Genomic DNA, 24,963 nt, shown 5'->3' with positions numbered 1-24,963 from the left:
ACCTTTATAATAATTTCTTTAATTCAATTAATGTACTCAAAGCTTCAATTGGAGAAAGTGTCATTGGATCAATACGTGATAAAGCTTTTTCCACGACACTCTCTTTAACTATTGTTTGAGGTTCTTGTTTTTCACTAATCACTTTTTCAATATTATTGTTTTCTAATGATTCTAAAATCACTTGTGAACGCTGAATGACTTCATCTGGAAGTTTGGCTAATTGAGCTACATTAATTCCATAGGAACGATGACTTCTCCCGGGTTTAATCTTATATAAGAAAACAATATGATCATCTTCAATAGAGGCACTGGCATGTACATTTTGAATATGGAAAGAATCATCCATCATTGTTAATTCATGATAATGGGTAGAAAACAACGTAATACATTGAATCGAAGAAGCAATATATTCAATAATAGATTGTGCAATAGCCATCCCATCAAACGTTGCCGTTCCACGTCCAATCTCATCAAATATAATCAATGAATCTTTTGTGGCATAACGTAAAGCATTATTTGCTTCCAGCATTTCAACCATGAATGTTGATTGTCCAGATATCAAATCATCACTGGCACCAATTCTTGTAAAAATTTGATCAAAAATAGGCATATGAGCTTCATCTGCTGGAACAAAAGAACCAATTTGAGCCATAATCACACTCAAAGCTATTTGACGCATATAAGTTGATTTCCCACCCATATTAGGACCAGTAATCAACAAAATAGACTGCTCTTGTGACATATCAATATCATTAGGAACATAATTTTGACGTGAAATCACTTGTTCAATGACGGAATGACGCCCATTAACAATATGTAAACGATGTTCCAGATTGAAAACAGGTCTGACATAACTATTTTGACTAGCCTTTGAAGCCAGTGACTGATAGACATCAATTTGTGCAATCACTCCTGCAACATCCTGAATCAGATGAACATCTTTTTTCATATATTCACGCAACTGAACAAAGATTTCATATTCTAAAGCAACAATTTTATCATTAGCACTTAAAATCTTCGCTTCCATTTCTTTTAATTCTGGTGTTACAAAACGTTCAGCATTAGAAATACTTTGTTTTCTTGTATACTCAAATTCATCTTTAATCATTGGTAAATAACTTTTTGTGACTTCAATATAATATCCAAAAACACGATTATAACCAATTTTTAACCCTTTAATCCCTGTTCTTTCTCTTTCTTTTGCTTCAAATTCACTCAGCCATTGTTTTCCGTTTTCACGAATATATCTTAATTCATCCAATTCCTGATTGTATCCACTTTTAATCAACCCACCTTCTTTAACAGTCAATGGGGGATTATCCACAATTGCATCATCAATCGCTTTTGTTAAATGGGATAAATCAACAAGCTGATGAGCCAATTCATCAGTATAAGATGTATTTAATGATAATAACTGATGTTTTAATTCTGGAACAACATTCAATGAAGAAGCAATCCATTTCAAATCTCTGGCATTGACATTACCAAAAGCAATACGTCCAGCCAGTTTTTCTAAATCATAAATATCATTAATAATATCTTTAATGGTTTCTCTTTCAATAAAATTATCAATAAAGACTTCAATAATATCCATACGTTTTTCAATCTTTTCTTGATTGACCAGAGGTCTTTCAATCCACTGTCTTAATAATCGACCACCCATAGCTGATTTCGTATCATCTAATAACCATTGTAAAGTTCCATAACTTTCATTATTTAAGTTTTTAATCAATTCCAAAGATTTCTTTGTATAAGAATCCATATAGATATAATCTTCAGTTTTCACTTCTTGAATCTTTTGAAGGTGTTCTAACTCTCTTTTTTGCGTATCTAACATATAATTTAAAAGCAACGAACACATTTTGATTTGTTTTAAATCACTTAAAGATTCAAAAATTTTTTTATATTGATCATTAAAATGGTCATCTTCAAAATGAGATATAAACAAACCATCCATTGACCAATCCTCAGAAACAACAATTTCCTTTAAACCTAATGAATCAATATAATTTTTAAGAATATGTTCTTTTTTATCTATATTCACAACATAAAATTCACCTGTCGAAATATCACAATAAGCTAATGTATAATTAAAATCAAAGATTCCTAAAGCCCCAATATAATGATTACGCTTTTCATTGAGTGATGTATCCATGATTGTTCCCGGTGTAATAATTTGTACAACTCCACGTTTGACAATTCCTTTTTTCCCCGGTTCAGATAATTGTTCTACAATCGCCACTTTATGCCCTAAATCAATTAATTTTTGAATATAACCACTTACCGAATGAAATGGCACACCACACATAGGCACACGTTCTTTCACCCCAGCATTTTTACCTGTCAAAGCTAAATCTAAGGCTTTAGAAACAACAATGGCATCATCAAAAAACATTTCATAAAAATCACCTAAACGAAACATTACAATCGCATCTTGGTTCTGTTCTTTAATTTCTAAATATTGCATCATCATCGGTGAATACTTTTGCTTCATGATAGCCCTCCTTTATAACTTTAACATTATAGCATATTTTGTAAAATAATGAAAAGATTTCACCATTAAAAAAAGATGCAAAAAGCATCTTCCATCAGCTTTTAATGAAATGTGGGTTAATTTCAATATCCTCCAGATCATCCCATATTTCTTCTTCATCTTTGACTTCCACTTTAATACATGTTTCTCCACTAATTTCAATTTGCATTTCTTTTTCAATCTCCATAGTTACATCTTTTCCATTATGTGATGCTGATAAACATTTTGGTTTATTCAAGCATCTTCCTTTCACCTGATCACTGTTTTCAAATTCACGATCTTCTTTTTTTGTCACTTGCATATCATCAATATAAGTCACTTGATGTTTTTCAACTATCGAATCCATTTCATCATGATAACTATACCAGATATGAACATCAAAAGTTCCTATCATTTTTGGAATTTTATTTTTAATAACTGCCTCATAATGATGGTTGGTAATCCAGCACCCCAGTATATCATCAGGAAAGTGATTCAATGTAAAATTATACGTAATCCTTGATAGCTTTTTCCCTTTAGCGACAATCGCCTTCGTATAGATTTCTCTAATATTATGACTCATAAATCCACCTCTCTATACTATATGATAAATTTCCTAAATTACCACTCTTTTTTCTTTGTCATAAATATAAAAAAGATACCTCCTAAGAAGTATCTTATTGATTATGTGATGGTGTTGAGTCTTTTAACACAACATCATGTGCACCACCTTCAACAATACTTGTTGAAGAAACAAGTGTAATTTTAGCTTTTTGTTGCAATTCTGGAATTGTTAAAGCACCACAGTTACACATTGTTGATTTAATTTTAGCAAGAGTTAAACCAACATTATCTTTTAAAGGCCCAGCATATGGAACATAAGAATCGACACCTTCTTCAAATGAAAGTTTAGCATCTCCTCCTAAATCATAACGTTGCCAGTTTCTAGCACGGGCACTTCCTTCACCCCAGTATTCTTTCATATATTGTCCATTAATATTGACTTTATTTGTTGGCGATTCATCAAAACGTGAGAAATATCTTCCTAACATGATAAAATCAGAACCCATAGCCAACGCTAAAGTCATATGATAATCATGAACAATTCCTCCATCGCTACAGATTGGAACATAAATACCAGTTTCTTTAAAGTATTCATCTCTGGCTTTTGCAACTTCAATCGTAGCTGTCGCTTGTCCTCGACCAATTCCTTTTTGTTCTCTGGTGATACAAATAGAACCACCACCAATACCAATTTTGACAAAGTCAGCACCACATTCAGCTAAGAATCTAAATCCTTCTGCATCTACAACGTTTCCAGCCCCAACTTTTACACTATCACCATAGTGTTCACGAATCCATTCAATTGTTAATTTTTGCCATTCACTAAATCCTTCACTTGAATCAATACATAAAACATCAGCACCAGCTTCTACCAATGCTGGAACACGTGTTGCATAATCTCTTGTATTAATTCCAGCTCCTACAACATATCTTTTTGAATCATCTAATAATTCATTAGGATTAGATTTTCTTGATTCATAATCTTTTCTAAAGACAAAGTACTCTAATTTTTGTTGATCATCAATAATAGGTAAAGCATTTAATTTGTTATCCCAAATAATATCATTGGCTTCTTTCAATGAAACACCACTTTTGGCAGTGATAAGTTTTTCAAAAGGTGTCATAAATTCAGAAACTTTTGTATCTAAAGACATACGAGAAATACGATAATCTCTACCAGTTACAATTCCTACTAATTTTCCATTAGGTGTTCCATCTTCTGTCACAGCCATTGTAGAATGTCCAGTTTTTTCTTTTAAAGCAATAACATCCTGTAATGTCTGATCAGGAGCAATGTTAGAATCGCTTGGAACAAATCCTGCTTTATAATTTTTAACTTTTCTTACCATTTCAGCTTGCGCCTCTACAGTTTGTGAACCATAGATAAATGAAACGCCACCTTCTCTGGCTAAAGCAATCGCCATTGTATCATTTGATACAGATTGCATGATTGCTGATACAAGTGGAATATTCAATGATAATGCTGGTTCTTCACCTTTTTTAAATTTTACTAACGGTGTTTTTAAACTTACATTTTTAGGTTGACACTGAGCACTTGAGTATCCAGGTACTAATAAATATTCATTAAATGTATGTGATGGTTCTTCAAAAAAATATGCCATAATCTTTCTCCTTTTCCCTTATATTGTCATTTATTGAAAAAATTATATAGAGTTTTCATGCTTTCGTCAACTCTTTTTCTTCAATTCTAAATTAATATCATCTTGAATCTGATGTAATAATGTATTCACTTCTTCTTTTAAAATCAAATAATTATAAACAAGAGGATGTTGATCAAAAGCTTTCTTCTTCACTTCATAATCTTGAATCAGCTCACGACAATCAAGCTGTGTATGCTTGGCTTGAACAATTTTTTGTTGTAGTTGTTTCAATGTTTCTTCCAAGTCCTTCAATTCTTGATGACTGCTCATCTGTTGTTCATATTTTTGATATTCCTGCACAACTTCCTGTTCCATAATCCATTGATGCAAAGCCATTGCTTTTTCATAAACATCTTTATTCAATTTCTTCACCTTTTAAAGCCCACGTTTTCACTTCCGTAACACGTACGGGAACAATTTGACCAATATGTTGAGGATTTCCTTTAAAATTAATTAACTTTTGATGCTTTGTATATCCTGTCAACATTTGATCATCTCTTTTAGAAGTTCCTTCCACCAGAACTTCCACAACCTCATTTAGATATTTTTGATTTTGTTTTAAAGCTTTTTCATTGACCAGATCATTTAAACGATATAAACGCTGTTCTTTGGTATGAATATCAATATCATCTTCCATTTTTGCAGCTGGTGTTCCTGCACGAGGAGAGTAGATAAATGTATAAGCCAAGTCATATTCACAATACTCATATAATGACAGTGTATCTTCAAACTGAGCATCCGTTTCACCCGGAAAACCAACAATAATATCTGTTGTAATTGTGCAATCAGGAATCTTTGTTTTGATTTTATCAAACAAAGTCAAATAATCTTCTCTTGTATATCTTCTTCCCATACGCTTTAAAACTTCACTATTTCCAGATTGAACAGGTAAATGAATAGCCGGCATGATATTATCATAACGGGCAATGACATCAATCATAGCGTCGCTAAAATCCCATGGATGGCTCGTCGTAAAACGAATACGTGGAATCCCAGTTTTGGCTACATCTTCTAGTAAAGAAGCAAAATCATAATCGTTATGAAAATCCTTACCATAAGAATTGACATTTTGACCCAGCAAAGTGATTTCCTGATATCCATTGTCTTTCAATTCTTTGACTTCATCTAATATTTCTTCTTTTAGACGGGATCTTTCTTTGCCACGTGTATAAGGAACAATACAGTATGTACAAAACTTATTGCAGCCATACATAATATTGACCCATGCCTTATAAGGATGGGCACGATGACTTGGTAAATTTTCAATCACATCGCCTTCTTTTGACCAGACTTCTAAAACCATTTCCTTATCTAACATAGCCTGTTTTAAAAGAACTGGCAAACGATGAATATTGTGTGTTCCAAAAATCAAATCAACCTGTGGATGTTTCTCTAAAATCTTTTGTACAACAACTTCTTCCTGTGCCATACATCCACATATACCAAAGATAATATTAGGATTTGTTCTTTTGACTTTTTTTAAATATCCAATTTTTCCAAAAACTTTTTCTTCTGCATTTTCTCTAATCGCACAAGTATTTAATAAAACAACTTGAGCATCTTTGATTTCATCTGTTGGACTATATCCTAAACTTTCTAAAATTCCAGCCAATGTTTCACTATCTCTTTCATTAGCTTGACATCCATATGTCTGAATAAAATATTTTTGTCCTTTTCCAATTCCTACCATATCTGCAGGAATTTCATAAGCATCTTTAATATGATGAATTTCATCTTTTCCTCTATGTTTGGCATCTTTTAAAGATGGACCTTTAAAATATTGACTATAATCTTTCATTTTCTCACCACTTTCTGCTCTATTATATCAAATAAATCAAAATAGAAAAGAAAAAAATAAGGACAATGTCCTTATTTTTATCCAAAGAATCCATCTGGTTGAATTGAGAAGTATAAAACTCCACCTTCAGGTGTTTTCTTAAATAATCCTTTACAATAAGAAGCAGCTTCATCAGGGCTTAATTCTGTTTCACATTCAACTTCAGCTTTAATTCCTGTTTTCTTAATAAATTTACATTTCACTTTATCATCTTCATACCCATCAAAAAAATCAATTAATTTTTGAACTTGAGCAGTAGACATTAATAATTTACATTTTGCCATAATATTTCCTCCTTGTTTTCACATTTCTATTATAACACTTTCATAAAAAAAATAAAGCCTTTTCATTTCATTTCCACATTTAATCTGAGTGATGTAATCACCTGCTCATCAATCATCAAATCATAGAATGAGGGGATACAATAAAGTTCATAACCACTTGGAGCAATATACCCTCTTGAAATCGCAATAGCCTTCATTGCCTGATTCAAAGCAGCTGCTCCAATCACCTGAATTTGAACCCTTTGATGCTCTCTTAATAAACTCGTTAATGCTCCTGCAACCTTGCTTGGTTGAGAAGTTGACGATACTCTCATCATTTCCATAAAAATTCCTCCCTGCTTTAATATATGAACAAGGAGGAAAAATATACTTATATGGAATGATTTGGATCAATACAAATTCTTTGAATATGAGTACATTGATTTTTTTCGTTAAATTTTAACAGAGTTGCACATAACTGTCCTTCACTTTCAGCAATCTGAAATGGAGTCATAATTCCCATTTTCATACGTTTAATAATACTCTCGACATCACAGCCAATAGCACTATGATAAGGTCCCGTCATCCCAACATCGCATTGAAAAGCTGTTCCTTTTGGCAAAATCTTTTCATCTGCTGTTGTAACATGCGTATGTGTTCCTAGAACAGCTGATACCTTTCCATCCAGATAATATCCTAAAGCAACCTTTTCACTTGTTGCTTCTGCATGAAAATCAACAATATGTATATCACTTTGATCATTGTCTAAAACTTCATCAATGGCTTCAAAAGGATTTTGTGATTTCCCATCCATAAAAGTAATCCCCAGTAAATTTGTCACTCTGATCTGACGATTTTTACAAAGGATAAATCGGCTGCCGACACCGGGTAAAGCCTTTGGCTGATTATAAGGCACAATCAAACGATCTGCTTCATCAATATAATCAAACAACTCTTTTTTCGCAAAAGTATGATTTCCCATTGTCATCAAAGAAATACCTTGAAACAAAAAATCATGATAATGCTTTTTAATTAAACCTTTTCCATGTGTTGCGTTTTCTACATTTGCTATAACAATATCAATATGATATTTTTCCTTCAATATTGGTAAATAACGCTCAATCATCTCTCGACCAATTGAAGAAAAAACATCACCAATAAAAAGAATGTTCATGTTCTCTCCTACTTTCTAAAAAAAGATAGGTTCCCCTATCTTCTATTTGGCAATTTCATTTGCACGGACTTCACGAATAACAGTCACTTTGATATGACCAGGATATGTTAATTCATTTTCAATTTTATCTTTAATATCTCTTGCCAGCTGATGGCTCATCAAATCATCAACCTGATCTGGCTTGACAATAACACGAATTTCACGTCCTGCCTGTATCGCAAAGACCTTATCAACACCATCAAAACCTTTTGAAATTTCTTCCAGTTTTTCAAGACGTTGAATATAATTTTCAATCGTTTCACTGCGACTTCCCGGTCTGGCAGCAGATAATGTATCAGCAGCAGCCACTAAAATCGAAATCACGCTCGTTGGTTCTACATCACCATGATGTGATTCAATCGCATTAACAACAGTCGCATTTTCACCATATTTTTTAGCAAATTTGACACCTAATTCTACATGACTCCCTTCCATTTCATGATCAATGGCTTTCCCGATATCATGTAATAAACCAGCACGTCTTGCCAGTTGTTGATTTAAGCCCAGTTCTGCTGCCATCATACCGGCAAAATGTGCAACTTCTAAAGAATGCTGTAAAGCATTTTGCCCATAGCTTGTACGATATTTCAGCTTTCCAATCAACATCACAATTTCTTTATGAACACGCGATAATCCCAATTCAAAAATAGCATCTTCACCTGTTTTTTGAATCACTTCACGCAATTCATTTTTTGTTTTTTGAACAACTTCTTCAATACGTCCAGGTTGAATTCTTCCATCACGAATCAAAGTTTCTAATGATAGACGTGCAATTTCACGACGAATTGGATCAAAACATGAAATAGTAATAGCTTCCGGTGTATCATCAATAATCAATTCAACCCCTGTTGCATTTTCAATAGCCTTGATATTTCTTCCTTCTCGTCCAATAATACGTCCTTTCATTTCTTCGCTTGGCAAAGCCACAACATTAACCGTTCTTTCAATCGTTTCTTCTTGTGAATAACGATTAATAGCCGCTGCAATAATATCTTTAGCATAAAGCGAAGCTTTAGACTTGGCTTCATCTTCCTGCTCCTTAATATAAGCTGTGACTTCTTTAGACATTTTTTGTTCAACTTGTTTAAATAATTCTTCCTTTGCTTCATTAGCGCTCATTGCTGCAATCTTCTCTAATTCTGAAATCTTTTCATCGATCTGATTCTTCAATTGAGCTTCTAATTTCCCTAGTTCTTCACTTTTCTTTTCTAATTGCTCTGCTTTTTCTTCCAAAACATCTTCTCTACCCTGTAAAGCAATATCTCTACGATCAATATTTTGTTCTCGCTGCAATAGCTTGTTTTCAAATTTAGTAACTTCTAAGCGCTGTTCCTTGATTTCTTTTTCTGCTTCCAGCTTATATTCATAAGCCTGTGTTTTTGCATCAAGAATAGCTTCTTTGACAATATTATCTGCTTTAGAATTCGCTTCTTCAACAATTTTTGTGGCATCTCCATGAGCTTTTGAAATACCTAATTTTGTTAAAAGAAAATATAAACCAAATCCCAAAGCGACACAAAGAACATAGGTAACAATAGTAAGAAGGTTTTCATCCATAATCTTTTCCTCCTATTTCCTATGACAAATTTCTATTTGTGCATAACGCACATATAATATTATATCGTATTTTTGTGAAATTGACAATAAAATATCAAAAGATTGCATGTTCACCCATTAGACAACAAAAAAAGCCAATATAGAAACTATATTGACTCATCTTCTTGAGATGCAAATATCTGTGTTTTAATTTTTTCTTCAATTTCAGACATAATATCTGGATGCTCAGCTAAGAAAATTTTCACATTTTCCCTTCCTTGACCAATCTTTTCACCTTGATAAGCATACCACGCTCCAGATTTATCAATAATATTATGAGCCACTGCCAAATCAATGATTTCCCCATCTCTGGCAATTCCTTTACCATAAATAATATCAACTGATGTCGTTTTAAAAGGTGGTGATACCTTATTTTTAACAACTTTAATATTGACCTTATTTCCGACAATTTCACTACCATTTTTAATAGCTTCACTACGTCTGATTTCAATACGTACAGAAGCATAAAATTTTAAAGCACGACCTCCTGTTGTCGTTTCTGGATTTCCATACATCACACCAATTTTTTCTCTTAACTGATTAATAAAAATAATCGTACAAGATGTTTTATTCATCAATCCAGATAAACGACGCATAGCCTTAGACATCATACGTGCCTGTAACCCCACTGAATTGTCACCCATCTCACCATCAAGTTCAACCTGTGGAACCAATGCAGCTACTGAATCGACAACAACCAGATCAATAGCATTACTTTTCACCAATGTTTCAGCAATGGCCAATCCCTGTTCACCACTATCTGGCTGTGATAAAATCAGCTCATCAACATCTACACCGAGATTTTTCGCATAAACTGGATCAATAGCATGTTCAGCATCAATAAAAGCTGCACGTCCACCCTGTTTTTGAACTTCTGCAATCGCATGTAATGTTAATGTTGTTTTCCCACTTGATTCTGGTCCATAGATTTCAATAATACGTCCTTTAGGATAACCTCCTATCCCCAGTGCTGCATCCAAGGTCAGTGATCCTGTTGGAATCACATCAATATCTACAGCCACACGATCACCAAGTTTCATAATAGACCCTTTACCAAATTGTTTTTCAATCAAATGAATAGCATCAGTCAATGCTTTATCCTTTTTTTCATCAACTGATTCCGTTTTTTTCACTTTCTTTTCTGCCATAAAATATTCCTCCTACTATTTATATACAACACATTTTTGAGAAATTACTTCAAAATTTCTAAAATTTTTTCAATTCCTAACAAAATAGCCTGTTTTTGAATATCATCACGACTTCCAGAAAGATGATAACAAAATGTATGAATATGCTCCTGATAAGCAATTCCAATATAAATTAAACCGACTGGTTTTCCCTCCATTGCAGATGGTCCAGCATTTCCAGTAAACGAAATACATAAATCACAATCAAAAAGCTTTTGTCCTTGAATGGCCATTAAACCTGCCACTTCTTGAGAAACAACTCCAAATTGATTGATAACTTTTTCATCAATATGCAAAACATCTCTTTTAATACGTGTCTGATAACTCACTAAAGTTCCTCGATAAACTGCAGAAATACCACTGATACTTCCAATCGCTTTTGCAAAACCACCAACAGTAAAACTTTCCACACTACTAATAGAAATCTGTCTTTGCATTAATAACTGTGCTAATTCTTCCATTCTACATACTCTCCAAAATATATTGACGATTCTTCATAAAATAATCCACACCACTCACAAATGAAATCAGCGTTGCTAACCAGATCATAATCTGATCCATTGGAATATGCAACCCCGCAAAAACAATATTATTCAACAATAATAAACAAATCGCAATCATCTGAGTCATTGTTTTCGCTTTACCTAAATAACTGGCAGCTAAAACAATATTTTTCTGACTGGCAACCAGACGAATAGCATCAACAATCGTATCTCTGGAAATCATAATAATAGGAATAATGATATGGATATCCTGAGATGACGCTAATAATAATAATGCTGTATTGACAATCAGTTTATCAGCAATTGGATCAATAAACTTTCCAAAAGTTGTAATCAGATGATATTTACGTGCAATATAACCATCAAAATAATCTGTCAATGCTGATAAAGCAAAAATGAAAAATAAGACTATATCCAATAATGATAATGATGAGGATAATATATGAAAAACAGGTATTTGAATTCCTAAAGATTGATAAGGTATTAAATAAACAATAATAAATAATGGGACACTCACTAAACGAATTGTTGTTAATTTATTGGGTAAATTCATGTTATTCCTTCTCTAATGTCAAAATTACATCAACAGGACGATCCTGATTTGTATTTTTATCTTCATCAGTCAATGGAACTTCCTGATTATTAATATAGTAACGATGTCCTCGATTATTACCATTACGTAAATCTAAACTTTCAAAATCATTCACATCAAAAGTCAATTCAACAACTTCTGTGTCACCATCTTCATTTTCATGATAAATTTTTGAGACAAACTGATCATAAATTTCATCATTGACTCTCATCTGTGCCCAGCATGGTGCATTATATTCAATCTTTAATGTGAAAGTTGTCGCATCTGCAGGTAACACAAAACTATAATCCAAAAAGTCATTTCTTGTAAACTGAACAGTTTCTTCTGTTGTGTTCTGATTATCACCAGATGTATCTGGAGAAGATGTATCTGGTACTGGGTCAACCTCTCCTTCTACTGTTAACTGATTTTCTGGCTTCGCTGGTTCTTCTGTCTTTGAACGTGTTGCATAAAAACCAAACCAGATTACAACAATGACTAGACATACCAAAACAAGAATAATAGCGGCACGAATAATTGTCACATGTGACTTATCTTCATAAACAGAAGGTTTTCTAGTTAATTGAGGTGCTTTAAAAGAAAATTTTTTTCCTTTTTTCACAATTTCTTCATTATGTTCTTCAAGCATTTCCTTCTCTTTTAAATCTTCCAGTTCAATTTCTCTTGTTAATTCTATATACTGTTCTGTCAATTGTTCACTATCCATATCTAAAGCCTGTGAAATTTTCTTTAAATACATTTTCACATAAGCTTCATCCCCTTTATAGCGATCAAACTTTCCCTTTTCTATATCTCTTAAAACAGCTACTGAAATTTTTGTCTTTGCTGATAAATCTTCAATCGTCATTTTCTTGCTTTCTCTTGTTTGACGAATCTTTTCACCTAAATTATCCAAAAAAATACCTCCTTATTTCCAGAAAATGTCCCTTCAATAATAATCATATTAAACCATAAAATATCACGTTTTACAATACCAACACTATTATTTTATGAATTTATGAACAAGTTATGAATTTTTCACAAATCACTATACATTTCATGATTTTTTTCTTTCAAATAGAAAAAAAGTCGACATTTCTATCGACCAAAAAATGCTCATTCTGATAAGCCGAGTTCTGTTTTTCAACCGATTATTTATCTATGCATTGCATCTTCATGTCCGTTCGTTTCCTTTCATGAAGCTCCCCTACCAAAATTTGGGTTTCATCCTTGCAGAGTTTACCTCTTTTCACTCTTTTTTTCAAAAGACATTGTTTCTGTGGCACTTTATGACTTATCAACCATGCCTGACGGTTTAGGTCTTAGGTCTGTCGTTAGCCAAGCTACCTGCATTTATTAGATGCAGTACAAACACTACAATCATCACAGATTGTGGATGCCCGGACTTTCCTCTATTTCTAGCAATCGGTTCTCATGAGCATAACTATTTTACTCAAAAACATATCAAAAAGCAATCATTATTTATTTTTATAAACTTCTTTTTCCAAATTTGATATTCTTTTCAATAAATCCACATTTGAAGAAAGATTTTCTTCCATTGAACGTAAATTATCCTGTTGAATCATATGTTCTCTTTCCATATTTGCCATTTTCATTTTTAAAGCTTCATTTTCTTTTTGAAGATTTTCAATCTGCTCATAAGATTCATTCAACATTTTTGCAAATGTTTCATAATCTTCTACAACTGTGTCTAAAAAATAATCCACTTCTGTAGCACTATAACCTTTAAAATCTATTTGAAAATGTTTATTTAAAATTTTCTTTGGACTTAATTGTATTTTATTTGCCATATACATCACCTTTCCTCCACCATATTTTCACAAAAAATAATTATAAATGCAAGATATTTTTAAAAAAAGATGTTTTTCCACACAAATTAGACAAGATGGGAAAAATATATGTTATAATGTGATGGTAAATGAATGAAAGGACATGATTATGGTTAATTATCCAAATATGAAACGCTCATGGCAATCTCGAGCCATGATGACAAGCGATAAAAAACATTATACAGCCCATCGTGGGATGTCACTAGAAGAAGATATTTCCTTATCTAATCAATATTATCTTTCTCATGACATTGCAGTTATTTATAAAAAACCCACACCCATTCAAATTGTAAAAGTGGATTATCCTCGACGTGAATCAGCTAAAATTGTAGAGGCTTATTATAAAACACCATCCACAACCGATTATAATGGCATTTATCGAGGCAGATATATTGATTTTGAAGCGAAGGAAACAAAAGTCAAAACCTTTCCATTTGCGAATATTTCCAAACATCAGATTGATCATTTACAAAAAATTATCAATCATGGTGGGATTGCTTTTGTTATTATTGCATTTACCTCATTAAATGAGGTATACTTAATTGACGCAAGTCATATGATCAATGATTATTATCATTCCCAACGAAAATCAATAACTTATCAAAAAATCAAAGATTTGGGACATCTGATTCCACAAGGTTATCAACCTCGATTAGATTATTTAAAAGTTGTTGATGATTGGTATTTTAAGGAGGACGAATGATGAAAAAAATAACTCAAAAGAAATCAAACAAAAAACAAAAAAGACGTATCATTAAAGTAATTTGTCTGATACTGGCTGTTTTGATTACTTCGGGAGGAATGTATCTGGGATTTGGTATCTTTAAACAGGTTGAGGGCTTTTCTAAAGAAAGACTTGTTTCAGATGAATCCTCTGTTCTATGTACAACTGATGGAGAAGAATGGTTCTCTGTGGCACGTGGAGGTGTTCAAAAAAATGTCAGCTACAACGATATTCCACAAGTCATGATTGACGCTGTTGTTGCTGCAGAAGATTCACGTTTCTTTGAACATAACGGTTTCGATGTTCCTCGTATTGTTAAAGCATTGTTAGGTAATATTGCTGCAGGAGGCATTACCTCTGGAGGCTCAACAATTACCCAGCAGCTGATTAAAAAATCTTATTATCCAGATGAAGAACAAACCATTGAAAGAAAAATTGGTGAAATTATTCTTTCGATTGAAGCCACTTCTCAAACAACTAAAGAAGAAGTTTTAGAACTTTATCTCAATAAGATTTATTTTGGTTATGGACCTCAGACAATTGGTTTATATGCTGCTTCAAAATATTATTTTGATAAATCAGTACAAAATCTGACTTTACCAGAAGCAGCTCTTTTAGCCGGAACACTAAATTCACCAAATCGATATGATCCATTTAGAAATCTGGATTTAGCCCAAGAACGTCGTGATAAAATCCTAGATTTAATGGAAATGCATGGTTATATTTCTAAAGAAGAATGTGAAGCAACCAAAGCGATTCCGGTTGAAAATACATTAAAATCAAATCCTGTATCAACAAGTGGTCAATATCAGGCGTATGCTGATAAAGTCATTCGTGAAGTTCAGGAAACAACAGGATACGATCCTTATGAAACACCTATGCGTATCTATACATATATTGATACAGATGTTCAAAAAGAACTTGATAGTATCGCTAATGGTGAATCTTATGATTTTCAAGATTCCAGAATTCAAGTAGGTGCAGTCATTCAAGAATCAACAACCGGACGTATTGTAGGTGTTTTAAGTGGCCGTGATTATACGCCATTAGGAACAACTTATGCTTATGCTTCTAAAACAGGGGCACGTTATGGTCAAAAAAATCAGCCCGGTTCTTCATTAAAACCATTGATTGCTTATGCAGCTGCCTTTGAATTTTTAGATTATTCAACAGCTCATTATGTTCATGATGTTCCTTATGAATATTCTAATGGTTTTGTCCCTAGTAACTGGAATGGAAGAAAATATAACGGTGATATTTCTATTTCTAATGCCTTAAGTAATTCATGGAATGCTGCCGCTTTACAGACATTTAGTGAAGTCATTACAGGAAAAGATTGTAATGGCAATGATGTGGGTGATGGCATTGGCATTGATGGAGCAACAGAATATTTAGAAAGCTTAGGTTTTGATATGGAAGATGAAGCTGTTGATATTGGTTATGCCATTGGAGCATGGCGAAAAGGCGTCACTCCAGAATCAGAAGCAGGAGCTTATGCTGTGATTGCTAATGGGGGAACATATATTGAACCTCATACTGTTCAAAAAATTGAATTATTATCAACTGGTGAAGTCATTGAAATTGATCAACAATATCAAGAAGACAAAACACAGGCTCTTTCTGAAGAATCTGCTTATATGATTCGTGATATTATGACAAACTATGTTAAATCTGGAACAGGAACTTATCGTTTATTGAATTTAGGTTATCAAATTGGTGCCAAAACAGGAACTTCTAATCATTCTGGCGACAAATCACAAGTTGCTAATCCAAAATTAGCTGGTCATAGTAAAGATGCATGGTTATCTGCTTATTCACCAGATTATACATGGAGTGTCTGGACAGGATATAGTGGTGAAGATCAAAAAGATGGTTATTATATCAAGAGTAACCGTGATACAAACAATATTTCTGCTATGATAGCTAAATTCTTACATCAAGATGGTGTGAAAAACTCTTATTCTTCTATGCCATCTGGATTAGTCAAAGCAAGTTGTGTATCAGGCATTTATCCATATGTCAGTGCTGGTGACGGTGTCCCTAGTGATCGTGTGGTATCAGGATTATTTAAAAAAGGGAATACACCAAGTGGTAGTGCCAGTGGTGCCAGTCTAAGCAATCTTGCTTCATTTACAGCACAAATGACGGATAGTAAGCTGCAAGTGAATTTTAGTGAATATGAACCAAAAAGTATGACGGAAGATGCCACACCTACTAAAACATATAAAGTAGGTGGAGATAGTTATACACTTCCTTATTTAGGAAATATCAATCAAATTTATGGCAAAGTTGTTTATAAAGTCGATATTACTGATGCCAGTGGAAAAGTTGTTCATAGTCAGACACTCAGCAGTGCTTCAGGAACTATTGATTATACACTCGCTGCTGGAACGTATACAGTCACAGGATATTATGCTTTTGAAAGTGGCAATGGAACATCAAATAAGATTTCACAGACTGTCACTGTAGAAGATACAACACCAGCCAGTTATACACGTTTATCAGTTACTGAAAACTCAGCAACTTATCAAATTACTGTTCCTCAAGGAACAAGCATCACCGCTTCACTTAATGGAGCAACACAATCTTTACAAGCAAATGGAACAATCACATTTAGTGAATTGACTGCCAATACAAGTTATAATGTGACATTCACACAAACTCTTGCAAATGGTCAAACTGTAACATTAGGAACAGATACTTTTACAACATCTGCTCCTTCAACACCTCAAGTTGATCCTACAGTGCCAACCACACCAGTGCAATAGGAAAATAAAAGACTGAATCTTTCGTAGATTTCAGTCTTTTGTTTTCTCTAAATATTTTTTACGTTTTGGTTCTTTACACATATCAATAAGAGGACAATCTTGGCACTGAGGATTCATGGCTTTACAGTGATAGCGACCAAAGAAAATCATTTGATGATGGGTTTTAATCCATCTTTCTTTTGGCACTGCTTTTTGAAGTTTCTTTTCTACCGTTAAAACAGAATCCTTTTTCAAAGCCAATCCCAGCCTTTTAGAGATACGTTCTACATGTGTATCCACTGCAATAGCTGGAACTTTAAAACCTTCTGAAATGACAACATTAGCTGTTTTACGACCAACACCGGGCAAAGTCTGTAAAGCCTCATGATTGCAGGGAACTTGTCCATTAAAATCACTCATTAATTTTTGTGCCATTGCTTTGACATTTTTCGCTTTATTGCGATAAAGACCAATTGTACGTAAATCTTCTTCTAACTGTGATAGAGGAGCATTCGCATAATCCTCAACACAACGATACTTTTGAAAAAGATGAGCTGTTAATTTATTAACACTGGCATCTGTTGTTTGAGCCGACAACATCACTGCAATCAAAAGTTCTAATTCATTTTGATGCACAAGCTCACACTTGGCATCAGGATACATCTGATCAAAAACATCTAATATACGCTGTACTTTCTCTTTATTCATGATTTTCCCACCATTTATAATCCTTTATACTTTGTTCTACTTCCTGATGTGTCGATACATTGGTTGGCGCATAACGCTTTGTTACCCCATAACGTGCCCAATTGTCCAGAATCTTTTCAATATATCGAAAAGTGATGACACCAGATTTAACCGATTCATTTAAAGCATCTACAATCATTTCATCATCATATCCTTGACACTTTAAAGAATTAATTAATTGAACTTCTCTTTGACTTAAACTACGTCCAAAAGCATCTTCAAAAATACCAACCAGATCAATATCCTGATCTGTTGACTGTTCATTTTGATCCAACAATAATCTTTGTAATGGCTTAAGATTCAAAGAACCATTCTGCCTTGATATCCAATGTTTATCTACCAAAGACATCAAAATATCATCTAATTTTTGAACAGATAAAGAACAAATCTTAGAAATTTGTAATGGTGTAATAGGTTTTACACCAATTTCATCTAGAGTCATAATTAATAGCAAGACATAACATTGCTGATCTGAAAGATGCAATGACTTTGCTTTTAATATCAATAACTTTTGAAAATCCACACAACGATAATCTATCAATTCATCCATACAACTACCCTAACCTTACTGCCTTTATAAACTCTCCAGACATGAGATCATAATAAACATATAATAACGATTCATCCTCTTGATAACGTCCATAATAAACAAATCTTTCATTTTCATAACCCACTTCTAAATCATCAATGACTATTTGATACTTTTGTTCAATCGCCTGTTGAACATCTTTGGAATCAGCCACACTTCCCTGATAAGTATCAACAAGTGCCAAATCTTTATTATAAGCTACATAGGATGTAACCCCACTGATTTTAACTCTTGCAATATAATATGTTTCCTTACCACGATATTCACTAAAATAATCATCATATTCATATTGATTGGTTTCACAGATTTCATTTCTTATTTCATCTAAACCATGATGATATTGATAATATGGAATATGAACAAACAACATATAAAACGAAACAACCGCTAAAATAATAACCAAAACAATAACTGATATAATAAACGTCTGTTTTTTCAATCTGTTCACCTCCAGTGTTTTTATTATATAACAAAACCATTAAAATGCAAAACAAAATTAAAAAGACCCTCAGGTCTTTTAATCATCTCGAGAATTTCCTAAAATAATCAGAAAAATTCTTAACATACTCATCAATGTAGAAATCATTGCAGCCACATATGTCATCGCTGCTGCTGATAACATCTTTCTGGCTCCGGGATATTCTTCAGATGTCAAATAACGTGTTTTTAAAATAGCTAAAGCACGACTGGATGCATCAAATTCCACTGGCAATGTTATAAGCTGGAAAGCCAAGATTCCACACATCGCAATAAATCCGATCCATGCAATATTTGTTTGACCTAAAATCAAACCTATAAATATTGCAATCCATCCTAAATATTGCCCCACATTCGCAATCGGTAAAATCGCATTTCTTAAAGAAATAGGTACATATTTTTCTTTATACTGAATAGCATGTCCACATTCATGCGCAGCCACAGCCAAAGATGCAATAGACGTTCCATGATAAACATCACTGGAAAGGTTAATTGTCTTTTTGCCCGGATTATAATGATCACTTAATTGCCCTTTCACTTCATAAATCATAATATCATATAATCCTTCACTATCTAATATTTCTCTAGCAACCTGCGCTCCTGTAATCCCTCTTGCATTGGCAACTTTACGATAACGATTATATGTAGATGTCACTTTCATTTGTGCCCACAACGCCAATATCGCAGCCAATATCACAAAAATTGTTCCAATCATATAATAGCTATTATAATAGAATCCATAAAAAGGAAAAAACATTTTCTATCACCTCAGTCATTATAATATACCCTTTATATTAACTCTATATGTCAAAAAAGATGCAATTTTAATTCATTGCATCTTTCAATCTATTGCTTGGCTTAAATGAAACAGTTTTACTAGCTGGGATAATCATAGCTTCTTTTGTTTTTGGACTAACACCTTTACGTTCTTTACGATTATTCACTTTAAAAGTTCCAAATCCAGAAATTAAAACTTTATCCCCATTCAAGATACTTTCAATCATTGTATCAAAAACTGTATCTACTAACGCTTCAGCATCTTTTTTTGTTAAATCTTTTTTTAGTGAAACGATATCAATAAGCTCTTTTTTATTCATTTTGTATTGCCTCCTACTTAAATCTAAGTAGTAGTATAACATTTCAAAAAACTAAGTGCAATAACAAATTTATAAAACTATCGCAATCACATTAGACTTCCCTTTATTGACGATTTTACTCAATATATCATGTACTCTGATACAAGCAGTTTCATTCATAGAAGCCAATTTCACACGCATTCCTTCATTAATCAGATCACCTAATTTACGTCCAAAAACATCACAATCAAAGATGGCTTCTTTATTATTTTTACCATGACTTTGCAAATATTGAATAAATGCTTCCGCCTGTTCCTTAGAACCAATGATAGGTTCAAAAGTGGATTCAATATCAACCTTAATCATATGAATAGTAGAAGCTGTTGAAACAAGTTTCATTCCATAACGTGGTCCCTGTTTAATGACTTCCGGTTCACTCAATTCAATATCATTCAAAAGTGGTAAGGCATAGCCATAACCCGTCTGTTTAACCATTTGTATCGCACTTTGATAAGCCTGATATTCTTGACTCATCTGCTTCAGTTCTTGAACCTGCCTTAAAAATAAAGCAGCATCAAATTTTTCCTGTCCTAAAATTTCATTTAATATTTCCTGATATAAACCTTTTCTTTCTTGAATACGTAATGAAGCTGATGAAGAAGATGTATCAATGGATGAAAGATACGCTTTATGAATAAAATCAAATTCACACATATGCGTTGCGATTTTTTCAACATCTCTGAAACGGTGAATCTCTAGTAATGATTGTTCTAATGATTCATCTAAAGTCTGTTTTAACCAATGAGAAGTATCCATTAAGGCAATCCAACGAGGGACTTCAATCTTCACTTCATGAATTGGAAACTCATAGAGTGCTTCTTTTAAAAGATGGGTGATATCTTCTTCATTCATTTCTGTGACTTTTAATGGAATGACTGGAACATCATGTTTATCTTTTAAAGATGTCACGAGTTGTGTACATTGAAGACTTTGTGGTTCTTTAGAATTCACAACAATCACAAATGGTTTTCCAATATCTTTTAATTCATGAATAACATCATCCGTTGCCTGAATATAATCTGCACCCGGAATTTCACAAATTGAACCATCACATGTCATCACGATACCAATGGTTGAATGATCTTGAATCACTTTTTGGGTACCAATCTTGGCTGCTTCATCAAAAGGAATCGCTTCTAAATACCATGGGGTTTTGACATAACGAATGCCTTGTTCATCCTGATAGCCTTTCGCACCATCAATCACATATCCAACACAATCGACCAAACGAATATTAACACCAAGATTATCCCCTACTTGAATATGTGCAGCCTGATTAGGAACAAACTTAGGTTCTACAGTCATGATCATTTTCCCTTCACCAGATTGTGGTAATTCATCTGTAGCACGAATTTTTGCTTCCGGATTATCAATATAGGGAATCACAGCCTTTTCCATAAAACGTTTAATAAACGATGATTTACCCACCCTGACCGGTCCAACAACCCCTAAATAAATGTCACCATCACATCTTTTACCAATATCTTTTAATATATCTATTGTCTGCATAGACTTCCTCCTTCTCACACATCAATATATGATTTCTCTTTTTTGTTTAGAACATTTTTATAAAAAGTCAAAAAGTTCATCATTTGGTGATAAAAAAATGATACAATAAAACATATCAAAAAAAGGAAGGATATTATGAAACTAAAAAATACAGTTTTAATTGTGAATGATTTAGAACAATCAAAGAAGTTTTATAAACATATTTTAGGTCTTAAAACAATATTGGATTTTCACGGTTCAGTTACTCTAACATCGGGGATTGTCCTTCAATCAAAAGAAATATGGAAAGAGCTCATTCATAAAACAGATCAAGAGATTATCATGTTGAATCACGCTGTTGAATTATCTTTTGAAACAGAAGATATTGATGCCTTCATGTATGTTTTAGATCAATATCATGTCACACTATTACATCCTTTAAAAGAAGGCGCTTGGGGGCAAAGAGTTGTCCGTTTCTATGATTTGGATGGACATGTCATAGAAGTGGGAGAAAGTATGCGTAAAATCATCAAAAGACTTCTCAGTCAAGGCTTCTCTTATGAAGAACTAGCTCATCGCTTACGTGTTCCTCTTGACTATATTAAACAGATTATGGAATGATATCAAAAAAGCAAAAGTGTTAATGCTTTTGCTTTTTTTTGTGTTTATTCATTTTTTTAATTTCTTTATTCCAATACTGATTGGCTTTTTTCATAAAAATGCGATCTGTCAGCATCGTTGTTTGACTATAAAACTCTTGATGATGAATAATGGCCTGTGCCAGTTTTTTTATTTCATTACAAACAACAAAACGTGACATCGTATTCATGATAAAAAATATAGAACCAATTTTTAAACTTCCCTTATATTTAAGATGTTCTCGTTGACACCAGTTCTGTATAATCTTTTCAGAAAGATCACACTTTTCCGGTTCATATTCATCACATCCAATCAATGCATAGACTTCCACATGGCCTTTGGGTTGTTTTTCTAAACGCTCAAAGATTTCTAAAGTAGAAGATGGAATGGAATTTAATGCAACAGGAAATAAAAAGACAACTTGATCATATTGGAAAAAGGTACGTTCATCAAATTGAGAAGCATAACGGATATCCAAATAATCACAATGCTCATTAAGATAGCCTTCAAGTCTGGATAAGAAAGGTTTCATAAATGTTTGGGTATGTTTTAATCCTGAATTCAGTAAAAGAATCTTAGCCAAGATCAACACCTCCAAACGTACGAAGCACTTCGTCTAATTCACTTTCCTCACAAAAATAAGCATCAACAGAAGAATAAGAATAACCCAATGTCGAATCATCTAAAATATCTTTAAAGAGTTTCTTTTCTTCATCTGTTGCTTCTCCATAACCAATCACAAGCAGTTTTTTTCTTAATTGACTCAAACCCAAATGACAAGTTTCACCATCAACCATCGTATAAAAAGGTTCTTGATTCACAACAAGTCTTTCTAACATCTTTTTAAAAGGTATATCAAAACAACCATATTTCACTCTTGTAATATAAATAATTAACTGACAATCATTCGTCCATTTAGAAATAATACTCATATCATCCTTAAAATAACAGGCCCCTTCACATTTTAAACAAGTCAAACCACCCGTACATGATGAATAATGAATATTATTTAAATTGACAATGACGGAATTTTGAAAATAATCGGTTGAAATATCTCTATCTGTTACTACTAAATTCTTCATGTGTTTTCTCCTTTGCCTCTTATTTTATTATGGATGAACCCCTTTTGTCAAACATGTTACGAAAAATCAATCACTTCAGTCGCAATCTTCTGTTGAAAATACTGGTCATGTTCAACAAATAATAAAGTCGGCTGATAAGTCAAAATAGCTTGTTCAATCTGTATACGTGAAAAAATATCAATATAATTAAGTGGCTCATCCCATATATAGAGATGGGCTGGTGAGGCTAATGAAATAGCCAGCATGACTTTCTTTTTTTGACCTTGACTGAGTTTTTCTAGAGGAATATCAAAATGTTCACGAGAAAATCCTAATTTCCTTAATAAAGTTTTAACTAAGGTTAAATCGCTATGACACTGTTCTATCCAATCATCCAGTTGACCACTTAAAAAAGTACAATCCTGTGGAACATAGGAAATCTTTAACTGACTTCCACATATATATTGTCCATCATATTCAATCTTTTCACCTAGAATAAAACGTATTAAGCTTGATTTACCACAACCATTAGGTCCTTTTAATAAAATACGATCATGTTGATGGATAGTCAATGAAAGATCTTCAAATATCTGATGATGATCATAAGATAATGAAAAATGCTGGAATTGAAGGATTTGATTTTGAAAGTATTTTAAACAATGAATTTTTAAATCATCATATTCTTCAATATCCTTTAACAGAGTCTTTTTCTTTTCAATAGCCTGTTGTTGTCGCTTTTCAATAGCACGAGAACGCTTCATCATTTTCGCAGCCATATGCCCAACATATCCTTTATCTGCGGCTCCTTTTTTAGATTCTTCAATCTGATAACCCCAATTTTGTTTTTGACGCTTAGAACTTTCCATTTTCACAATATCTTTTTTCAGTTTCTTATTTAACATCATTTCTCTTTCATCTTTTTTGGTTTTATCTTCATACCAGCTAGAAAAATTACCATTGACCACATCAATACTTTGAGGATTTATAGCCATCACATGATCACAACAGCTATCAATAAAATAACGATCATGACTGACAAGCAAAAAACCTTTTTGACGTTTTAAATATTCTCCAATTTTCAAACGAGAATCTTGATCAAGATGACTTGTTGGTTCATCAATCAATAAAAAAGAGTGTTCCTTCAAAAAAAGAATAGCTAATAAAACTTTTGTCTGTTCGCCATGAGAAAGTGTTTCAAAAGGACGATAAAACACATCCATTGCATCCATTCCTAATAAACGAAGTTCTTTTTCCAATCGCCAGTTTTCAAGTGACGGTTCAATTTCGTAACAGACATCTAATGTCAATAATTGAGGATTTTTTACTTCATAAGGAAAATAACAGCATTTTTCATGTATCATGATTTGTCCTTGATATTCATATTCATGCATCATCAGTTTTAAAAGTGTCGTCTTACCTCTTGCATTTCTACCAATCAAAGCTGTTTTAAAATGTGTATCTAATACAAATGAAACATCGTCAAAAATCAATTCATAACTTCCATCATACCCAAATGTTAAATGTTGAACTTGTATTAAAGACATAAAGTATCACTCCTTTCCAAAATAAAAACGACAAGAAAATAGTTCCTGTCGTTA

At 32.9% G+C, this 24,963-nt stretch carries 26 protein-coding genes and 1 other RNA gene; 3 read left to right on the top strand and 24 right to left on the bottom strand.

Annotation, left to right across the window (positions count from 1 at the left end; all coding sequences use genetic code 11):
• Positions 1 to 4: 4 nt before the first annotated feature.
• The 15 genes from mutS to B5E75_RS06320 form a co-directional block, all read right to left on the bottom strand.
• On the bottom strand, positions 5 to 2,494 hold the full coding sequence (gene mutS / locus B5E75_RS06390; RefSeq protein ID WP_087357940.1) for a DNA mismatch repair protein MutS: 2,490 nt from the start codon (positions 2,492 to 2,494) through the stop codon (positions 5 to 7).
• A 94-nt stretch (positions 2,495 to 2,588) separates the two neighbouring features.
• Positions 2,589 to 3,095 (bottom strand): outer spore coat protein CotE, encoded by a 507-nt coding sequence (gene cotE, locus B5E75_RS06385; protein ID WP_087357939.1) that lies wholly within the window; start codon positions 3,093 to 3,095, stop codon positions 2,589 to 2,591.
• 94 nt (positions 3,096 to 3,189) lie between these two features.
• Positions 3,190 to 4,698, bottom strand: coding sequence for an IMP dehydrogenase (locus tag B5E75_RS06380; protein ID WP_087357938.1), 1,509 nt, complete (start codon positions 4,696 to 4,698; stop codon positions 3,190 to 3,192).
• Between the two features lie 66 nt (positions 4,699 to 4,764).
• Complete coding sequence (locus B5E75_RS06375) at positions 4,765 to 5,109, bottom strand: YlbF family regulator (protein WP_087357937.1); 345 nt, start codon at positions 5,107 to 5,109, stop codon at positions 4,765 to 4,767.
• Entirely contained in the window at positions 5,093 to 6,535 is a 1,443-nt protein-coding gene (miaB, locus tag B5E75_RS06370) for a tRNA (N6-isopentenyl adenosine(37)-C2)-methylthiotransferase MiaB (protein WP_087357936.1), read from the bottom strand. Before miaB ends, B5E75_RS06375 begins: the two co-directional genes overlap by 17 nt.
• Before the next feature lie 77 nt (positions 6,536 to 6,612).
• Positions 6,613 to 6,858, bottom strand: coding sequence for a hypothetical protein (locus tag B5E75_RS06365; protein WP_087357935.1), 246 nt, complete (start codon positions 6,856 to 6,858; stop codon positions 6,613 to 6,615).
• Positions 6,859 to 6,920: 62 nt separating this feature from the next.
• Positions 6,921 to 7,181 (bottom strand): stage V sporulation protein S, encoded by a 261-nt coding sequence (locus B5E75_RS06360; RefSeq protein WP_087357934.1) that lies wholly within the window; start codon positions 7,179 to 7,181, stop codon positions 6,921 to 6,923.
• A 47-nt stretch (positions 7,182 to 7,228) separates the two neighbouring features.
• Entirely contained in the window at positions 7,229 to 8,011 is a 783-nt protein-coding gene (locus B5E75_RS06355; protein WP_087357933.1) for a TIGR00282 family metallophosphoesterase, read from the bottom strand.
• A gap of 42 nt (positions 8,012 to 8,053) precedes the next feature.
• A complete protein-coding gene (gene rny, locus B5E75_RS06350) occupies positions 8,054 to 9,607 on the bottom strand; it encodes a ribonuclease Y (protein WP_087357932.1) in 1,554 nt (517 codons plus the stop codon).
• Positions 9,608 to 9,753: 146 nt separating this feature from the next.
• Complete coding sequence (gene recA, locus B5E75_RS06345) at positions 9,754 to 10,794, bottom strand: recombinase RecA (RefSeq protein WP_087357931.1); 1,041 nt, start codon at positions 10,792 to 10,794, stop codon at positions 9,754 to 9,756.
• A gap of 44 nt (positions 10,795 to 10,838) precedes the next feature.
• A complete protein-coding gene (locus B5E75_RS06340; protein WP_087357930.1) occupies positions 10,839 to 11,294 on the bottom strand; it encodes a CinA family protein in 456 nt (151 codons plus the stop codon).
• Between the two features lies 1 nt (position 11,295).
• A complete protein-coding gene (gene pgsA, locus B5E75_RS06335) occupies positions 11,296 to 11,889 on the bottom strand; it encodes a CDP-diacylglycerol--glycerol-3-phosphate 3-phosphatidyltransferase (protein WP_087357929.1) in 594 nt (197 codons plus the stop codon).
• A 1-nt stretch (position 11,890) separates the two neighbouring features.
• Positions 11,891 to 12,823, bottom strand: coding sequence for a helix-turn-helix domain-containing protein (locus B5E75_RS06330; RefSeq protein ID WP_087357928.1), 933 nt, complete (start codon positions 12,821 to 12,823; stop codon positions 11,891 to 11,893).
• Positions 12,824 to 13,029: 206 nt separating this feature from the next.
• An RNA gene (gene rnpB / locus B5E75_RS06325) (RNase P RNA component class B) lies at positions 13,030 to 13,345 on the bottom strand.
• Positions 13,346 to 13,385: 40 nt separating this feature from the next.
• Positions 13,386 to 13,718 (bottom strand): DivIVA domain-containing protein, encoded by a 333-nt coding sequence (locus B5E75_RS06320; RefSeq protein WP_087357954.1) that lies wholly within the window; start codon positions 13,716 to 13,718, stop codon positions 13,386 to 13,388.
• 148 nt (positions 13,719 to 13,866) lie between these two features.
• Between B5E75_RS06320 and recU the strand changes: the two genes are divergently transcribed.
• Together recU and B5E75_RS06310 are read left to right on the top strand one after the other, a co-directional pair.
• Positions 13,867 to 14,460: a Holliday junction resolvase RecU gene (gene recU / locus B5E75_RS06315; protein ID WP_087357927.1), complete on the top strand. Its 594-nt coding sequence runs from the start codon at positions 13,867 to 13,869 to the stop codon at positions 14,458 to 14,460.
• Positions 14,460 to 17,249, top strand: coding sequence for a transglycosylase domain-containing protein (locus tag B5E75_RS06310; protein WP_241146635.1), 2,790 nt, complete (start codon positions 14,460 to 14,462; stop codon positions 17,247 to 17,249). Before recU ends, B5E75_RS06310 begins: the two co-directional genes overlap by 1 nt.
• Positions 17,250 to 17,279: 30 nt before the next feature.
• On the opposite strand, the gene nth is transcribed toward B5E75_RS06310, so the two are convergent.
• The 6 genes from nth to spoIVA all read right to left on the bottom strand — a co-directional run bounded on the left by nth (position 17,280) and on the right by spoIVA (position 21,686).
• A complete protein-coding gene (nth, locus tag B5E75_RS06305) occupies positions 17,280 to 17,936 on the bottom strand; it encodes an endonuclease III (RefSeq protein ID WP_087357925.1) in 657 nt (218 codons plus the stop codon).
• Positions 17,929 to 18,525, bottom strand: a complete 597-nt coding sequence (locus tag B5E75_RS06300) for a DnaD domain protein (protein ID WP_087357924.1) — start codon at positions 18,523 to 18,525, stop codon at positions 17,929 to 17,931. The genes nth and B5E75_RS06300 overlap by 8 nt, the downstream gene beginning before the upstream one ends.
• Positions 18,526 to 18,529: 4 nt before the next feature.
• Entirely contained in the window at positions 18,530 to 19,003 is a 474-nt protein-coding gene (locus B5E75_RS06295; RefSeq protein WP_087357923.1) for a hypothetical protein, read from the bottom strand.
• A 78-nt stretch (positions 19,004 to 19,081) separates the two neighbouring features.
• Positions 19,082 to 19,798, bottom strand: a complete 717-nt coding sequence (locus B5E75_RS06290; protein WP_087357922.1) for a zinc metallopeptidase — start codon at positions 19,796 to 19,798, stop codon at positions 19,082 to 19,084.
• A 67-nt stretch (positions 19,799 to 19,865) separates the two neighbouring features.
• On the bottom strand, positions 19,866 to 20,138 hold the full coding sequence (locus tag B5E75_RS06285) for an HU family DNA-binding protein (RefSeq protein WP_087244188.1): 273 nt from the start codon (positions 20,136 to 20,138) through the stop codon (positions 19,866 to 19,868).
• Between the two features lie 69 nt (positions 20,139 to 20,207).
• Positions 20,208 to 21,686: a stage IV sporulation protein A gene (gene spoIVA, locus B5E75_RS06280; protein WP_087357921.1), complete on the bottom strand. Its 1,479-nt coding sequence runs from the start codon at positions 21,684 to 21,686 to the stop codon at positions 20,208 to 20,210.
• 135 nt (positions 21,687 to 21,821) lie between these two features.
• Between spoIVA and B5E75_RS06275 the strand changes: the two genes are divergently transcribed.
• Positions 21,822 to 22,286 carry a VOC family protein gene (locus B5E75_RS06275; RefSeq protein WP_087357920.1) on the top strand — a complete coding sequence of 155 codons (465 nt, stop codon included), beginning with the start codon at positions 21,822 to 21,824 and terminating at the stop codon, positions 22,284 to 22,286.
• A 19-nt stretch (positions 22,287 to 22,305) separates the two neighbouring features.
• Here B5E75_RS06275 and B5E75_RS06270 read toward each other — a convergent pair whose 3' ends face one another.
• From B5E75_RS06270 to abc-f, 3 genes are read right to left on the bottom strand one after another with little or no spacing between them, the layout of a single operon-like run.
• Positions 22,306 to 22,887, bottom strand: a complete 582-nt coding sequence (locus tag B5E75_RS06270; protein ID WP_087357919.1) for a hypothetical protein — start codon at positions 22,885 to 22,887, stop codon at positions 22,306 to 22,308.
• Entirely contained in the window at positions 22,880 to 23,386 is a 507-nt protein-coding gene (locus B5E75_RS06265; protein WP_087357918.1) for a hypothetical protein, read from the bottom strand. Before B5E75_RS06265 ends, B5E75_RS06270 begins: the two co-directional genes overlap by 8 nt.
• Before the next feature lie 56 nt (positions 23,387 to 23,442).
• Positions 23,443 to 24,909, bottom strand: coding sequence for a ribosomal protection-like ABC-F family protein (gene abc-f / locus B5E75_RS06260; RefSeq protein ID WP_087357917.1), 1,467 nt, complete (start codon positions 24,907 to 24,909; stop codon positions 23,443 to 23,445).
• Positions 24,910 to 24,963 lie beyond the last annotated feature (54 nt).

The organism is Massiliimicrobium timonense (assembly GCF_002160865.1).
In the GTDB taxonomy this organism is placed as follows: Bacteria; Bacillota_I; Bacilli_A; order Erysipelotrichales; family Coprobacillaceae; genus Allocoprobacillus.
This window is presented reverse-complemented; position numbering and strand designations above follow the sequence as displayed.

Excerpts from the sequence above, each read along its gene's own strand:
- B5E75_RS06275 (WP_087357920.1), top strand. The coding sequence starts at position 21,822 with ATGAAACTAAAAAATACAGTTTTAATTGTGAATGATTTAGAACAATCA.
- B5E75_RS06380 (WP_087357938.1), bottom strand. The coding sequence starts at position 4,698 with ATGGCATATTTTTTTGAAGAACCATCACATACATTTAATGAATATTTA.
- B5E75_RS06340 (WP_087357930.1), bottom strand. The coding sequence starts at position 11,294 with ATGGAAGAATTAGCACAGTTATTAATGCAAAGACAGATTTCTATTAGT.
- B5E75_RS06300 (WP_087357924.1), bottom strand. The coding sequence starts at position 18,525 with ATGGATGAATTGATAGATTATCGTTGTGTGGATTTTCAAAAGTTATTG.
- nth (WP_087357925.1), bottom strand. The coding sequence starts at position 17,936 with ATGAATAAAGAGAAAGTACAGCGTATATTAGATGTTTTTGATCAGATG.
- rny (WP_087357932.1), bottom strand. The coding sequence starts at position 9,607 with ATGGATGAAAACCTTCTTACTATTGTTACCTATGTTCTTTGTGTCGCT.
- B5E75_RS06360 (WP_087357934.1), bottom strand. The coding sequence starts at position 7,181 with ATGGAAATGATGAGAGTATCGTCAACTTCTCAACCAAGCAAGGTTGCA.
- B5E75_RS06290 (WP_087357922.1), bottom strand. The coding sequence starts at position 19,798 with ATGTTTTTTCCTTTTTATGGATTCTATTATAATAGCTATTATATGATT.
- pgsA (WP_087357929.1), bottom strand. The coding sequence starts at position 11,889 with ATGAATTTACCCAATAAATTAACAACAATTCGTTTAGTGAGTGTCCCA.
- miaB (WP_087357936.1), bottom strand. The coding sequence starts at position 6,535 with ATGAAAGATTATAGTCAATATTTTAAAGGTCCATCTTTAAAAGATGCC.
- B5E75_RS06265 (WP_087357918.1), bottom strand. The coding sequence starts at position 23,386 with ATGAAGAATTTAGTAGTAACAGATAGAGATATTTCAACCGATTATTTT.
- B5E75_RS06355 (WP_087357933.1), bottom strand. The coding sequence starts at position 8,011 with ATGAACATTCTTTTTATTGGTGATGTTTTTTCTTCAATTGGTCGAGAG.
- B5E75_RS06285 (WP_087244188.1), bottom strand. The coding sequence starts at position 20,138 with ATGAATAAAAAAGAGCTTATTGATATCGTTTCACTAAAAAAAGATTTA.
- B5E75_RS06365 (WP_087357935.1), bottom strand. The coding sequence starts at position 6,858 with ATGGCAAAATGTAAATTATTAATGTCTACTGCTCAAGTTCAAAAATTA.
- abc-f (WP_087357917.1), bottom strand. The coding sequence starts at position 24,909 with ATGTCTTTAATACAAGTTCAACATTTAACATTTGGGTATGATGGAAGT.
- spoIVA (WP_087357921.1), bottom strand. The coding sequence starts at position 21,686 with ATGCAGACAATAGATATATTAAAAGATATTGGTAAAAGATGTGATGGT.
- recA (WP_087357931.1), bottom strand. The coding sequence starts at position 10,794 with ATGGCAGAAAAGAAAGTGAAAAAAACGGAATCAGTTGATGAAAAAAAG.
- cotE (WP_087357939.1), bottom strand. The coding sequence starts at position 3,095 with ATGAGTCATAATATTAGAGAAATCTATACGAAGGCGATTGTCGCTAAA.
- B5E75_RS06320 (WP_087357954.1), bottom strand. The coding sequence starts at position 13,718 with ATGGCAAATAAAATACAATTAAGTCCAAAGAAAATTTTAAATAAACAT.
- mutS (WP_087357940.1), bottom strand. The coding sequence starts at position 2,494 with ATGAAGCAAAAGTATTCACCGATGATGATGCAATATTTAGAAATTAAA.
- B5E75_RS06310 (WP_241146635.1), top strand. The coding sequence starts at position 14,460 with ATGAAAAAAATAACTCAAAAGAAATCAAACAAAAAACAAAAAAGACGT.
- recU (WP_087357927.1), top strand. The coding sequence starts at position 13,867 with ATGGTTAATTATCCAAATATGAAACGCTCATGGCAATCTCGAGCCATG.